This window comes from Caldicoprobacter guelmensis, from assembly GCF_016908415.1.
In the GTDB taxonomy this organism is placed as follows: domain Bacteria; phylum Bacillota; class Clostridia; order Caldicoprobacterales; family Caldicoprobacteraceae; genus Caldicoprobacter; species Caldicoprobacter guelmensis.
In genome coordinates this window covers 238407-252551 of record NZ_JAFBDW010000001.1, presented here as the reverse complement: position 1 = coordinate 252551, position 14145 = coordinate 238407, and the positions used below count along the sequence as shown (strand labels likewise).

Annotated in this window: 13 protein-coding genes, 1 tRNA gene and 1 pseudogene; 7 read left to right on the top strand and 8 right to left on the bottom strand. The window is 46.4% G+C overall.

The window, feature by feature from the left end; translation table 11 throughout:
- Position 1: 1 nt before the first annotated feature.
- The 3 genes and pseudogenes from JOD02_RS01375 to JOD02_RS11835 form a co-directional block, all read left to right on the top strand.
- A complete protein-coding gene (locus tag JOD02_RS01375) occupies positions 2-1765 on the top strand; it encodes a GmrSD restriction endonuclease domain-containing protein (RefSeq protein ID WP_204486250.1) in 1764 nt (587 codons plus the stop codon).
- Entirely contained in the window at positions 1762-4953 is a 3192-nt protein-coding gene (locus tag JOD02_RS01370; protein WP_204486248.1) for a DEAD/DEAH box helicase family protein, read from the top strand. The genes JOD02_RS01375 and JOD02_RS01370 overlap by 4 nt, the downstream gene beginning before the upstream one ends.
- Positions 4917-5042 (top strand): annotated as a pseudogene (locus JOD02_RS11835) (YgjP-like metallopeptidase domain-containing protein); the annotation flags it as partial. The gene JOD02_RS01370 and the pseudogene JOD02_RS11835, both read left to right, overlap by 37 nt.
- Before the next feature lie 59 nt (positions 5043-5101).
- On the opposite strand, the gene JOD02_RS01360 reads toward JOD02_RS11835, so the two are convergent.
- The gene (locus JOD02_RS01360; protein WP_204486238.1) at positions 5102-6067 is read right to left on the bottom strand and encodes a tyrosine-type recombinase/integrase; all 966 of its coding nucleotides are present in this window, start codon (positions 6065-6067) and stop codon (positions 5102-5104) included.
- Between the two features lie 286 nt (positions 6068-6353).
- Positions 6354-6429 (bottom strand) — tRNA-Trp (locus tag JOD02_RS01355).
- A 178-nt stretch (positions 6430-6607) separates the two neighbouring features.
- Here JOD02_RS01355 and proC point away from each other — a divergent pair.
- The 3 genes from proC to JOD02_RS01340 all read left to right on the top strand — a co-directional run bounded on the left by proC (position 6608) and on the right by JOD02_RS01340 (position 9087).
- Complete coding sequence (gene proC, locus JOD02_RS01350; protein WP_204486236.1) at positions 6608-7462, top strand: pyrroline-5-carboxylate reductase; 855 nt, start codon at positions 6608-6610, stop codon at positions 7460-7462.
- Positions 7459-7953 carry a ribonuclease HI gene (gene rnhA, locus JOD02_RS01345; protein ID WP_204486234.1) on the top strand — a complete coding sequence of 165 codons (495 nt, stop codon included), beginning with the start codon at positions 7459-7461 and terminating at the stop codon, positions 7951-7953. The genes proC and rnhA overlap by 4 nt, the downstream gene beginning before the upstream one ends.
- Positions 7954-8022: 69 nt before the next feature.
- Positions 8023-9087 (top strand): tyrosine-type recombinase/integrase, encoded by a 1065-nt coding sequence (locus JOD02_RS01340; protein WP_204486232.1) that lies wholly within the window; start codon positions 8023-8025, stop codon positions 9085-9087.
- 38 nt (positions 9088-9125) lie between these two features.
- On the opposite strand, the gene JOD02_RS01335 is transcribed toward JOD02_RS01340, so the two are convergent.
- From JOD02_RS01335 to JOD02_RS01315, 5 genes are all read right to left on the bottom strand, one after another.
- Positions 9126-9419 carry a LysM peptidoglycan-binding domain-containing protein gene (locus JOD02_RS01335; RefSeq protein ID WP_204486230.1) on the bottom strand — a complete coding sequence of 98 codons (294 nt, stop codon included), beginning with the start codon at positions 9417-9419 and terminating at the stop codon, positions 9126-9128.
- Positions 9420-9541: 122 nt separating this feature from the next.
- The gene (locus tag JOD02_RS01330; RefSeq protein ID WP_204486228.1) at positions 9542-9868 is read right to left on the bottom strand and encodes a YbjQ family protein; all 327 of its coding nucleotides are present in this window, start codon (positions 9866-9868) and stop codon (positions 9542-9544) included.
- Positions 9869-9955: 87 nt separating this feature from the next.
- A complete protein-coding gene (locus tag JOD02_RS01325; protein WP_204486226.1) occupies positions 9956-10708 on the bottom strand; it encodes an ABC transporter permease subunit in 753 nt (250 codons plus the stop codon).
- A gap of 1 nt (position 10709) precedes the next feature.
- The gene (locus JOD02_RS01320) at positions 10710-11516 is read right to left on the bottom strand and encodes an ABC transporter ATP-binding protein (RefSeq protein ID WP_204486224.1); all 807 of its coding nucleotides are present in this window, start codon (positions 11514-11516) and stop codon (positions 10710-10712) included.
- 28 nt (positions 11517-11544) lie between these two features.
- Positions 11545-11898 (bottom strand): GntR family transcriptional regulator, encoded by a 354-nt coding sequence (locus tag JOD02_RS01315; RefSeq protein ID WP_204486222.1) that lies wholly within the window; start codon positions 11896-11898, stop codon positions 11545-11547.
- Between the two features lie 188 nt (positions 11899-12086).
- Between JOD02_RS01315 and lexA the strand changes: the two genes are divergently transcribed.
- Entirely contained in the window at positions 12087-12704 is a 618-nt protein-coding gene (lexA, locus tag JOD02_RS01310) for a transcriptional repressor LexA (RefSeq protein WP_204486220.1), read from the top strand.
- A gap of 77 nt (positions 12705-12781) precedes the next feature.
- Here lexA and JOD02_RS01305 read toward each other — a convergent pair whose 3' ends face one another.
- On the bottom strand, positions 12782-14083 hold the full coding sequence (locus JOD02_RS01305; RefSeq protein ID WP_341534504.1) for a methionine gamma-lyase family protein: 1302 nt from the start codon (positions 14081-14083) through the stop codon (positions 12782-12784).
- Between the last annotated feature and the right edge of the window lie 62 nt (positions 14084-14145).

Genomic DNA, 14145 nt, shown 5'->3' with positions numbered 1-14145 from the left:
TATGGCAGAAGTACTCTTCAAGAAGGTTGATTATACCCTTAAGAAACTGGTTGAAGATATATCTATGGGAGAAATCGGGCTGCCTGATATTCAGCGTCCCTTTGTTTGGCCGATGACCAAGGTACGCGATTTGTTTGACTCGATGTATCGCGGCTTTCCCATTGGTTATCTTCTCTTCTGGGAAAATGGTTGTTCTGATACCCATCGAACGATTGGTACTGCTCCAAAACAAAAAGTGGCGCGTCTGCTCATCGTAGATGGCCAGCAACGGTTGACCTCATTATACGCAGTCATGAAAGCCGTGCCCGTGATTACAAAAGACTTCAAGTCCCAGCGGATAAAAATAGCTTTTCATCCGCTGAGTGAGAAATTTGAAGTCTCTAATGCAGCGATTGAGAAGGACGTAGAGTGGATTCCTGACATTAGCATTTTATGGCAACCCGATACGAAACCGCATGCTTTCAAGAGAAAATTCCTTGAGAAATTAGGAAAACGGCGCCCATTGACCGCCGAAGAAGAAGATATAATTCATGAGAGAATTGACCGACTGATCAAACTTGAAGAATATCCACTCACCGCGCTGGAGATCTCCTCTTCCGTTGATGAAGACAAGGTTTCAGAGATCTTTGTGCGTATCAATAGTAAAGGGACACCGCTCAATCAGGCCAATTTTATTCTTACCTTGATGTCCGTATTCTGGGACGAGGGTCGCAAAGAGCTGGAAGAATTTTGCCGGTGCAGCAAAGCACCCTCCCCGGATGGTAGTCCTTCGCCTTTTAATCATTATTTGCGCCCTAACCCCGACCAGTTGCTGCGTGTAAGCGTGGCGCTGGGGTTTCGCCGCGCACGCTTAGAGCATGTTTATTCCCTGCTTCGAGGGAAGGACCTGGAAACGCGGCAATTCTCCGATGAACAGCGCGTAAAGCAGTTTGCCTTATTGCAAGAGGCTCAGGCATACGTTTTGGACCTTCAAAACTGGCATGAGTTCTTCAAGGTGCTGAAAAGGGCAGGATACCCCTCCGATCAACTCATCTCCTCGCAAATGGCTGTTCTTTACACTTATGCATTGTGGCTTATAGGGAAGCGAGACTTCAAAGTAGATTTGTACCGCTTGCGTGAAGTGATGGCACGCTGGTTCTTTATGGCAACGCTCACGGGGCGTTATACAAGTTCGCCCGAAGCGCGGTTTGAACAGGATATGGCCTTACTGCGCAGCGCAAACACAGCCGACGACTTTGTCCGCATTCTAGATGAGCAGATTAGCGCCGTCTTGACAAAAGACTATTGGGAAGTAACCTTGCCCAACGAATTGGAAACCGCTGCTGCCAGGAATACTGCGCAATTTGCCTACTATGCCGCGCTTTGTCTGTTGGAAGCGCGGGTCTTGTATTCGAAGATGAAGGTGTCCGAGTTGCTAGATCCTACCACGAAGGCCAAAAAGACTGCTTTGGAACGTCATCATCTGTTCCCCCGCAAATACTTGCAACGAATAGGGGTTCGAGAAAAGCGTCTAATTAACCAGGTAGCAAACTATGCTTTGGTGGAATGGAGCGACAATATCAAGATTTCCGACAGAGCTCCCAGGGACTATGTGCCGGAACTAGAAAAACGCTTTGCTTCCGATGAACTTCAACAGATGTATGATTGGCATGGATTGCCTTCAAACTGGTACGAACTTGATTACGAGGATTTCCTTAAGGAACGAAGGAGACGAATTGCTCTTATTATAAAAGCCGGTTTTGAGAGGTTGGTGGTTGGCGCATGAGCAACGGGTCAACCCAATACCAAAAACTCGAAAACCGCCTGCTCCTGCTTTCCTGGCTCAACAGCTTGCTGGGTTACGAGAAAAACCGTGAACTGCTGGAGGACATGAAACAGGCTGAGGAAGGTTTTGATGCGCAGGGACGCAGCCATATTTACTACCGCCTTATCTCGCGCGGCAGCAAGCTCAAAATCTCTGCCGATGACCTTGCACGCTATGACGACAACATTCGCGCGCACCTGGCAGTCATTAATGCCCGCCGCACCCAGCCCATCACCCTCCGCTATTTTCAATACCTGGCAGCGCTCTACACGGAAATCGTCCTCGACCGCCTGTTCAACCACAAAGCGCAACTCCTGGCCGACCTGAACGCCTTTGTGTGCCAGCGCAACACAAAGAAATTGCCCGGCGAGCCGCAGGACGAGCCCTTCACTGAAGCCGACCTGACCAAGCTGGCTTACTGGATGGCTACGGGTAGCGGCAAGACGCTGATTCTGCATCTTAACTACTATCAATTCCTGCACTACAACAAGGAGCCGCTCGATAACATCCTTCTGGTCACGCCCAACGAGGGCCTGAGCGAGCAACACCTGGCCGAACTTGCCGCTTCCGGCATTCCCGCCCGCCGCTTTGACCTCAACTACAGGGGCTTGTGGAGCGACAGTAAACACACCGTGCAGGTTATTGAAATCACTAAACTGGTAGAAGAAAAGCGCGGTGGTGGGGTTAGCGTACCGGTAGAGGCTTTCGAGGGTCGCAATCTGATTTTTGTGGACGAAGGGCACAAAGGTTCCAGCGGTGAAGCCTGGCGCAAGTACCGCGATGCGCTTGGCAAAACAGGTTTCACCTTTGAATACAGTGCTACCTTTGGGCAGGCTCTCTCGGCGGCGCGCAACGATCCGCTTACTGCCGAATACGGCAAGGCCATCGTCTTTGACTACTCCTACCGCTACTTTTACGAGGATGGCTACGGCAAGGACTTTCGCATCCTCAACCTGCAGGATGAGATCGACGAGGCCAAAACCGATCTGCTCCTTCTGGGCAACCTGCTCTCCTTCTATGAGCAGCAGCGCCTGTTTGACGAACAAGCCGAGGTCCTGCGCCCATACAATTTGGAAAAGCCGCTCTGGGTGTTCGTCGGCAGCACGGTCAACGCTGTCTACAGCGAGAACAAACAGAAGCGCAGTGATGTGCTAACTGTGGTGCGTTTTCTCCATCGAGTGCTGGCAAACCGCGACTGGGTGGTCAAAGGCATCGAAGAACTGCTGGCGGGAAAAAGCGGTCTGATTACGCCAGACGGGATAGACCTGTTCGCCGGGCGCTTCCCGTACGTGCGCGAAACTGGCCTTACCGCCGAAGCCCTATACGATGACATCCTGTGGCGGGTCTTTCACTCCCCGGCCGGTGGCGGTCTGCACGTGTGCGACATTAAAAGTGCCGCTGGCGAGCTGGGGTTAAGGGCATCCGGCGCCGAGGAGTATTTCGGTCTCATCTACATTGGCGACACCGCGGAATTCAAAAAACTGGTGGAAGCCGATGGCGCCGGCATCACACTGGAGGAAGACGCTATCGCCTCCTCGCTCTTTACGGATATCAACCACCCCGACACGCCGATTAATATTCTTATTGGTGCCAAGAAATTCATGGAAGGCTGGAATTCCTGGCGCGTCTCCAACATGGGACTTCTCAACATTGGACGACGGGAAGGTTCACAAATCATCCAACTCTTCGGGCGCGGTGTACGCTTGCGCGGGAAAAACCATTCTCTAAAGCGTAGTGCTGCCCTTCCGGGCAATCATCCACCGTATATCAAACTGCTGGAGACACTCAACATCTTTGCTGTGCGCGCTAATTATATGGCTCAATTCCGTGATTATCTTGAACGAGAAGGGGTAGAGACCGAGCCGCTGGTTGAACTACCGCTCCCTATATGGACCAACGAACAGATGCTTCAGCGCGGGCTGGTGCTACCGCGTCCTGAGAGCGGCCGTGACTTTGCTACCGAGACGATACTCCTGCTCACCCCTGATGAAAACATCCGCCTGAGGGTGGATTTATCGGTCAAAGTGCAGGTACTGGAAAGCGGCGCGGTGGGCCTGCAGGACGCTCGCGCCCAAAGCGAATATAAGGCGACCACTATCCCGCCAGAAAGTCTGACATTGGTGGATTGGGAACAGGCCTACCTCGAGCTGCTAGACTACAAGGCGCGCAAGGGCTGGAGCAACCTGGTCATTCGTCCCGAAACCCTGCGCACTATCCTAGAAAAAGTTCCCTATACTCTGAAGGCAAGTGAAGCCGTGTTCCGTCCTCGTACCTTCACTGACCGCACCCGTTTGCAAGAAGCGGTCACAGCCATTCTGCGCAAGTACCTGGACATCTTCTACCGCCGAGCTCACGAGCGCTGGGACAGCCAAAACTTGGTCTATCGCCCCCTCGACCTTGATGATCCTAACCTGGCTTTCAACCGTCCGAGCGTGCAGGAAAAGAAAGCCGCCTACATCGTGCGCGTACCGCGTTCACACAGCGACCTAGTTACCGCCATCAAAAAACTGTGCGAAGATATGGATAAACTTATCAAAGAAGAAAACAGCGGCTTGCCGCGCCTCTACTTCGACCGGAGCATCTATCTGCCTCTGCTTCTCAAAAAAGGCAGTGTGCTCACTGCTGACCCACCGCTGCTGGAAGAGAGTGAAGAACGCTTCGTCCGTGACCTGAAGGACTACTGGGAGGCTGAAAAGGACAAGTCGCTGGCGGGAAAGGAAATATTCCTCCTGCGAAACTTGAGCAGAGGAAAGGGCGTGGGTTTCTTTGAAGAGAGCGGTTTTTACCCTGACTTTATCTTGTGGATTGTGGATGAGAAAAAACAGCGCATCGTCTTTATCGAGCCGCACGGCATGTTACACGCTAAGGCTTACGAGCACGATGAAAAAGCCAGTCTGTGGGAGCGCTTACGCGAGCTAGGAAAGGAGGTAGGGCGAAGAAGCGGTCGACAGGATATTACGCTAGATTCATTCATTATCTCAGCTACGCCCTACGATGACTTATACAAGCGCTACGATGATGGCAGTTGGGACCGAGACAAGTTTGCTAAACATCATATCTTGTTCCAGGAACGGAATCAGGACTATGACTATCTCTGTAAAATCTTCGATGGCTATTGCACCAACCGGCAGATTTCAGGGCTAAAGTAATTGTGCATGAACTGCTGCACCTTAAAGTGCCAAACCATAACCTGTTATTCAAAGCTCTTCTTAAAGCGTACTTAGACAGATATCGGTAGTATAAAAGGCCCTTGGGAAATACTCCCTGGGCCTTTTACTATTAAGTGGAGATTAATGCTTATGACTTTTTGGTTGAGCCTCTTTTGCCAGGCCTTATACTTCGTCTGACCAGTTTGATTACAGGTGAAGCAATCCTATGCTGATTTTCTATATCCATTTGTGCTAGTTTTACATAACGCGACGTCATAGCCATCGTACTATGTCCCATTTCGTACTTTAGGGCAAACTGGTTACCGCCGTTTCTAAGAAACATGATGGCAAATGTATGGCGTAGAGAATATGGTGTCACTTTAACGCCTATCTTTTTGCTGTACATGTATAACCGTTTAGTCCACATATGGGTTGTCATTGGAAGGCCGGTAGTGGAGTAGAATATCATATTGCCCCATTCTTCAGGAGTCATGTTAATCACTTCGCCTATGGCAGCAGCCGTAACAGGGGATATTGGAAGAATCCTCGCTTTCTTCACTTTAGAATACTCTTTGCGGACGTGCACAACCAACTTATCTAGATCTACATCATCAACTGTGAGGCTAAATGCTTCCTTGGGTCGTATACCCGTATCGAGAGTAAGAAGAATAAGGGCATAATCACGCAACCCTGTATAGGTCTTCTTGTCTATAGCTTTAAGCAGTTTTTCGAGGGTAGACTCATCCACATGGCGTACAGTTTCACCATCGTCTTTGCGTTTTTTGAGGCCAAGGTCTTTGAGTGGGTTGGACCTTAAATACGACTGTGCGACACAGAATTCAAAGAACGCATGGAGGTTAGAATAAGGTCGGTTGTAGGTAGCCGGCTGCTTATCCGCTTTAGACTTGAAGTATTCGATGAGAGCATCGTATAGCTTAGGATTCGTGATAACCAGGTTAACATCGAAGAACCTGGAAAAGTCCCTGAGTGTATCCCTGTAGTCTTTTATGGTGCGTTCCCTGCATCCTTCTGCTTGTTTTAGGCTAATGAATGTTTCATAGAGAGAAGCAAAGGTACGCCCGACATCTCTAGGCTTTCTTCCTTTTGTAGGCATAAAACAACCCCCTCTACCTCTTAGTTTCCAACGGAGAAAGAGGTAAGAGAGGGTTTTGATATTGTTACTTTGCGGCGGTTCTCAAACATCCCACCTTTTAATCCGATAGCCACAATTTTGTTGTTACCACTTACTTCATGAGTACCGGTCTACCTACGGTCTTAAAATTACCCATACTATAGACCGGTTCTCATTTAGCTCGATACATTAAGCATTAGACCGTTGGTCAAATTAGACATTGTCCTGTAACGTACAGTGGGATGAAAGCCGCATGGCGTCTAGCTTTTGGCAGGGGAGGCAGGACTCGAACCCGCAACCAACGGTTTTGGAGACCGCTACTCTACCACTTGAGCTACTCCCCTATATCATTTCCGTGACGGTTATTATTATATGACATTTGTATCCTCAAGTCAAGAACCCCCTTAATATTATTTTTACCCGTTTTGAAGCAAAAATTTCTTTTAGCCTAACACTTATGGCATTTTTTATGATATAATCTTCTAAAAAAGATAGCTTTTTAGAAGGAGGAACAAAGGATAAATGCCTGAAGAAAAAATAGACCTCCGTTTGGGATTTATAGGTGCCGGCAATATGGCAAGTGCCATCATGAGAGGAATTATAGCTCGCGGCATAATACGTACCAGTGATATATATGCTTTCGATATAGACAAAGATAAGTTGAAAAAGCTATCTGCAGAACTGGGGATATCTGCAGCGGAGGATAATTGTCAAGTGGTATCAAGTAGCGATATCGTTATTCTGGCTGTTAAACCCAATGCATACAGTAAAGTGTTGCAGGAGATAAAGGCTTGTCTTGATGAAAAACACATACTCGTCTCAATAGCTGCCGGTATTACCACCGATTTCATAAAACAGCTTATAGGTTACAAGTGCAAGGTGGTGCGCACCATGCCAAATACGCCGGCTCTTGTGGGGGAGGGTATGACGGCACTGGCCAGCAATCACAGCCTTTCACCAGAAGAATTGAAAGTGGTGAAGGATATACTGCTTTCCTTAGGAAAAGTTGAGGAGGTGCCAGAAAGCCTTATGGATGCCGTCACTGCCGTAAGCGGGAGCGGCCCGGCCTATGTGGCTTTATTTATAGAAGCTATGGCAGATGGAGGAGTGCTGGCTGGTTTGCCCAGAGACCTGGCATACAGGCTGGCCATTCAAACGGTCATAGGAACCGCCAAGCTGTTATCCGAGTGGGGGAAACACCCTGGTGAGGTTAAGGATATGGTGTCTTCACCCGGAGGCACTACCATCGAGGCTATACGCTATCTGGAAAAGCAGGGGTTTAGAAGCGCTGTCATCGAAGCGGTTAATGCATGTGCAATCAAGTCGCAAGCCCTTGGGAGAACTGCAAACCCAGGAAAGGATGAACAGCCTAGATGAAGGATGTTGTAATATACACTGACGGTGCATGCAGTGGGAATCCTGGCCCAGGCGGCTGGGCAGCTATACTGTCATACAAGGGTATTGAAAAGGAAATATATGGCTACGAAGAAAACACCACAAACAACCGGATGGAATTGATGGCTCCCATAAAAGCCCTTGAAATGTTAAAGGAGCCATGCAATGTGAAGATCTATACCGACAGTGCATACTTGTTCAATGCGTTTGATAAGGGTTGGATAAGCAAATGGCAGCAATGCAACTGGAAAACCTCAGACAAACAGCCGGTTGCTAATCAAGACCTGTGGAAACGGCTTATTGAGCTTGCTTCAATCCATAAAATCCAGTGGGTCAAGGTAAAGGGGCACAGCGATAACGAGAAGAACAATCGGTGTGATGAACTGGCAAGGCTGGCCATTAAACAGGCTACTTGCCAAAAGGCTCAAAATTGCTTGCAGGCTGAAGAAGAGAAAGGGCAATATAAGGGATAAACAACTATGCGCAAAATACAAGTTTTACGAAAAGTACAATTTACAGAACTGTAAAGGGGGCTTCTCGAGGTGTCTGAAAAAAAACAGTTTACTGCTCAACAGGATCAGCAAAATATACTTAAACTCCGAACTGTATTACAAGAACTCCCTGAATTTTGCAGAGACTTTTTCCGCGCCATCGAACCCAACACTTCAATACTCACGCGAATAAACTATGCCTATGACTTAAGATTGTTTTTTGAATTTTTAACAACGTATGTGGAGGAATTTGCACACATAACCCCTTTTTCAAGGTTTACGCTCGAAGACTTAAATAAAATTAAGGCTGTTCATATAGAAATGTTTCTTGAATACCTCTCCTATTACAGCAGGCCTTCTGTCCCCGATGTCGAGCACCAAAATCATGAACCTGGCAAGGCCCGCAAGCTGTCTGCTCTTAGATCCTTTTTTGCCTACTATTTTAAAAATGAAAAATTGGGCAAGAATGTGGCTGCCTTGGTTGACCTTCCCAAAATTCACGAAAAACCCATTATACGCCTTGAACCCGACGAAGTGGCAAAACTGCTGGATACCGTTGAATCAGGCGAAGGTTTAACTGAAAGGCAAAAGCGCTACCACCAGTACACACGATTAAGGGACTTGACCATATTAACTGTATTTCTGGGCACTGGTATACGTATAAGCGAGTGCGTGGGGCTTAATATATCTGACCTCGATTTTAACGTAAACGGTTTTAGAGTCACTCGCAAAGGCGGTAACCAGGTCATACTTTACTTTGGCGATGAGGTTAGGAAAACACTTCTTGAATATCTAGAGGAGCGTAAAAAAATAGAAGCCCTACCTGGACATGAAGATGCGCTGTTCTTATCCATGCAGAGGCGCAGAATAAGCAACCGGGCGGTGCAAAACCTGGTTAAAAAATACGCCAGGCTGGTATCCCCTCTTAAAAAAATCTCACCCCACAAGCTGAGAAGTACCTACGGTACCACCCTCTATCGTGAAACCGGCGATATATACCTGGTGGCCGACGTGCTGGGACACAAAGACGTCAACACCACACGCAAACATTACGCCGCCATCAGCGATGAAAAACGCCGTATGGCAGCACGGGTGGTAAAGTTAAGGGAGGATTGACCTCCCCCCTTTATTTCATTCCTTAAAAATTGAAAATCTTAATATACAGGTACAAATAACTTTTGTCCTACTCTTATATTGCAGGTTTTAAGTCCGTTTACTTCCCTTATCTGGCGTATGTATTCCCGAATATCGGTATGTGGCGGCAGGGTGCGCTTGGCAATGTGCCATAAGGTGTCTCCCTCCACTACCTCTACCTCTATCCAATCCACCTCGCTGGCGGCTTTTCCTCCGTTCCATACAGCTGCTAGAAGTAAAATAAAAAGAGCAGTGATTGCTGTCAGAAATAGGCAAAACCTGGTTTTAGATTTGATCCTGATCTGCCTTGACACGGCGTTTACCCCCTCATATTCCCTAAATCGGACAAAACCGAACATAAGTTCGTATTCTGTTTATATTCTACACGAACTCATGTTCGGTGTCAAGGAGGTGAAACGCACTTGTTTATAAAATTTCAACCTTCCTTTTTTGCTAATTTGACGGCTGTGCCAAAGGCCAATATTTCGGCAGCGCCTTGCATTATACTGGATGTGGAAAACCTTACTCCAATTACGGCATCTGCTCCTAGTCGTTCTGCTTCGTCTATCATCCTTTGTATGGCCATCTTTCTGCTTTGCTCAAGAAGGTCAGTATATGCTTTTATTTCGCCTCCTGCTATGTTCTTAAATAACGCTGCTATGTCCGAACCGATGTGCTTTGCCCTTACCGTGCTGCCGGTAACTATTCCCAGAGACTCAACCACCTCGTACCCCGGCACAAATTCGGTGGTAGTTATTATCATACATACCATCTCCTTCTTAAAATTATTTGTTATACCCTCTCAAAAATCGTAAAATTAAACACAACACAAAAATTTACAAGATACATGTTAAATATCGGTTTTGATAAATATACGGCATGATGCAAAGCAAAGTAATGCAGCTAAGGATATAAGCCCTAGAGAATAAACTGTATCGATCGTGCCTGATTCAAATATGCTGTAACCTAAAATATATCTAAATGTATTTATAAACTTTAAAGGTTTTAGCTGCCCAAGGACGGTAGTTAATGCAAGCATACCCAAGGATGTTAAAAGCGGTCTTACGTGATCGCTTGAGATGACTGAAAACATCAATGTCAGGCTGTACCAAAAGGCACCTCCCACTAAAGCGTGAAAAGTAAACTTTAATACCAGTGATACATCTATATGCTTATCTGCAAATATGGAGTATATGAGTGGAAGAAATCCTGCTGTTATGAGAATGAACATCAAAACTAGGAAGCCGGTGAAGCACTTGTTATAAAATACCTTAAGACGGCTGCTTCTGGTAAGCAAGAACTCCATGGTCTGATTTTCGCGTTCCCTCGCAAAAAGGGGAAACGCAATTACTATAGCAATAATGGGAATCACCTGACCAAAATTCTTGCCGTACCACTGTGTGGTTATAAAAAATTCCCATTCCTTAAGTTTTTCGATAAATACAGAATTAAGCCCAAATCTGGCCAGCATTTCATCGCCTTGCATGCTTTTTAGCATTGACACCGCCAAATTTTGAAAAGGCGCTACTATAAAGAACAGGACTAATACCAGTATCAATATAAATATGCTTCTAACTCTCATATCAAGTAGTTCCTTATACATGTCATTCACCTTCCTTTGAAAACATAGTGTCTTTCATGATTGCTTCAAAAATATTATCCAAAGATACCGGTTCTGGAGAAATACTTTGAGGTATTCTATCTCTTGTAGTTATACATACAAATCCGCCGGCTACACTTTTTAGTACATAGCCATTGCATTCTTCACGGGTGTTTGCTGTGTAAGCAACGTATTTCTGCTTTATATCGTCTATTTCTCCGTATTCTACAATTTTGCCACTTTTAAGGAAAATTACCGAGTCTGCTACTTTTTCAACGTCGCTTAATATATGAGAAGTGTATAGCACTGCCTTGTTGTCCAGTTGAAGGTTCCTTATCTCTTCAAGCACTGCATTTTGGACCAGCGGGTCAAGTCCCCATGTAGGCTCGTCTAGGATGTATAGTTCGGCATCTTGCGAAAACAAAATAGCCAGATAAAGCTGTGTATTCATCCCTTGAGATAGTTTGCCGATTTTCTGGTTCAAAGGGAGGTTGAATTTTCTTATATATTCAAATGCCCTCTTACTCGAGATATCCTTATTTATCGAGCAAGCCACCTTTATCATCTGTTCAACTGTCAACGAATCATACAGCGCCTTGGTTTCAGGCATATACGCAAACCTACCGTTTATTATAATCTTGCCGCTTGTTGGCTTTCTCAAGCCCGCTATACATTTTAAAATTGACGTCTTTCCTGCTCCGTTTGGTCCTACAATGGCCATTATTTGTCCAGGCTGTACCGTAAATGAAACATTTTCAACCGCTACTTTTTCACGGTATTTTTTTGTTAAATTATCAACTTGAAGGATCATTTATAAATCACCTGCCTTTTTAAGGTTACTAATCGTAAATTTTATTAACAAGCGATATTATTTCTGATTTTTTAACGTTCAGCATCTGAGCTTTTAATATGAGCTTTGACAGCTCGTCTAGCACCTCTCGTTGGGCTTTCTCGTCTGTCTTTACAACCATGTATCCTTCGCCCCTTTCGACCTTTACTATCCCCTCGCTTTCAAGCACTTTATATGCCTTTAACACGGTATGCATGTTTACTCCCAGGCTCTGGGCCAAAGCCCTTACTGAAGGCAGGTACTCTCCCGGTTTTATCTGCCCACTGTTTATAAGCGTTTTAAGCTTATCTACTATTTGAACGTATATGGGTACGGGTGATGAAAAGCTTATCGAAAACCACATTTTGAGCACCTCGTAGTATAGATTAAAACTTTATGTTTACTGTTATAGTATACTACAACAGTGCACACACGTCAAGATGCTTAATGGAATTTTAAGGAATGCGGTTCCGAACATGTGTTTGATTTTACAGTGTAGGCGTGATATAATAATCACATCCAGCAAATACAGAAAGGAGCTTAATAACAGCGATGTACCAAAACATCACCGATAAACAGCGAAAAGTACTGGAATTTATAAAAAAAGAATTGAAAAAGAAGGGCTATCCTCCATCTGTGCGCGAGATATGTGAAGGGCTGGGCATAAGGTCAACGTCAACTGTACACGGATATTTAGAGAGGCTAGAGAAAAACGGCCTTATACGAAGGGACCCCACCAAGCCAAGAGCTATAGAGATTCTTGAAGATACCACATTCTTATCAAATAAAGAAGTAGTCAATGTCCCCATAATAGGGCAGGTAACCGCCGGCAAACCCATACTGGCCGTTGAAAACATAGAGGATACCTTCCCCATCCCTGCGGAAATGCTGCCAAACAGCAATGTATTTATGCTAAGGGTCAAAGGCGAGAGCATGATTGAGGCAGGGATTCTGGACGGGGATTATGTGATAGTAAAACAGCAGCCACACGCTGACAATGGGGATATTGTGGTTGCCCTCATAGAGGACGAAGCCACCGTAAAGAGGTTTTATAAAGAAAAGGACCATGTAAGGCTTCAACCCGAAAACCGTTACATGGATCCCATAATAGCACGTGAAGTCAGCATATTGGGAAAAGTTATAGGCGTGATAAGGTTGTTTAATAGATAGCTATTTCGTCTTTCAATGAACATGATGGCAAGGTCGCTGCCTCCTGTAGTGCCAAAAATAGCGAAAATCAAGGTTGTTTAGAATTTAACAAATCCCCTCTCTGCCATCTCCGCCAGCACCTTTACCAGTGCAAATTTTACGTGCTCATAAGTCAAGCCACCCTGCAGGTATACCACATACGGTGGTACAAGAGGGGCATCTGCGCTGAGCTCTATCGAGGCTCCCTGCACAAAGGTGCCGGCTGCCATGATCACCTGGTGCTGGTAACCAGGCATGTCCCAGGGGTGAGGAACCACACGGCTGTCTACAGGCGAAGCCGACTGTATGGCTCGGCAGAAGGCGATGAGTTCTTCAGCGCCCTTCAACTGTATAGTTTGTATTATGTCATATCGCGGCTCATCCCACCTGGGCGATACCGTATATCCCAGCTGCTGAAACACCTTTGCCATAAGCATAGTGCCTTTTAGCGCCTCTCCTACTATATGAGGGGCGAGAAACAAGCCCTGATAAAACGGAGTATAAGGGGCAGCGTATGACCCCACTTCCCTCCCCACTCCTGGGCAGGTAAGGCGACAGGATAGCCTTTCGATGGCTTGGGTGGTACCCACTGCATAACCCCCTGTCGGTGCCAATCCTCCTCCAGAGTTTTTTATAAGCGAGCCCACGGTTAAGTCGGCACCCACATGGCTCGGCTCAAGTTCCTCGGTAAACTCACCATAGCAGTTGTCAACCACAACAAATACATCTCTTCTTTTGCTCTTTATGGCTTGTATAGCCTTTTCAATGTGGTATACCGACAACGAGGGCCTTGTGCTGTATCCCCTTGACCTCTGGATCAAAACGAGCTTTATCTTGTGGTCCTCTATCATTGATAACACAGCCGGTATATCAATACTCCCTCCGGGCGTTAAGTCAACCTGCTTGTAGCCCACCTTCCATTCAGCCAATGAACCGTGAGCTGGCTGCTTCCCTACTAGGCCAATGACCTGTTCCAGGGTATCATATGGCTTGCCGGTGATTGATAAGATGACATCGCCCGGCCTGGTCAATGCAAACAGGGAATCGCTTATTACATGAGTGCCGGAAGCCCACTGTGGGCGCACTAAAGCGTCCTGGCCCCCAAATACCGCTGCATACAGCTGATCTAGTGTATCCCGCCCTTCGTCTCCGTACCCGTATCCTGTGGATGGATAAAAGTGCCTCTGGCTGACTCCACATTCATTCATAAACTTTAAAATTCTGGCCTGATGATATTCTCGCAATGCCTCTATCCGTTCAAATGCTGTTTTTATTTCATCATGGGCATCCTGAACAAGCTTAACTACCTTTTGAGGTATGCCCATGTCTTTGTACAGCTGCTCCATCGATTTAAGCATCAAAGGCAAGGTCCCCCTTTAAAATGCGAAACCCTTTGGCCAAGCCCCAATACACTATGTTACGG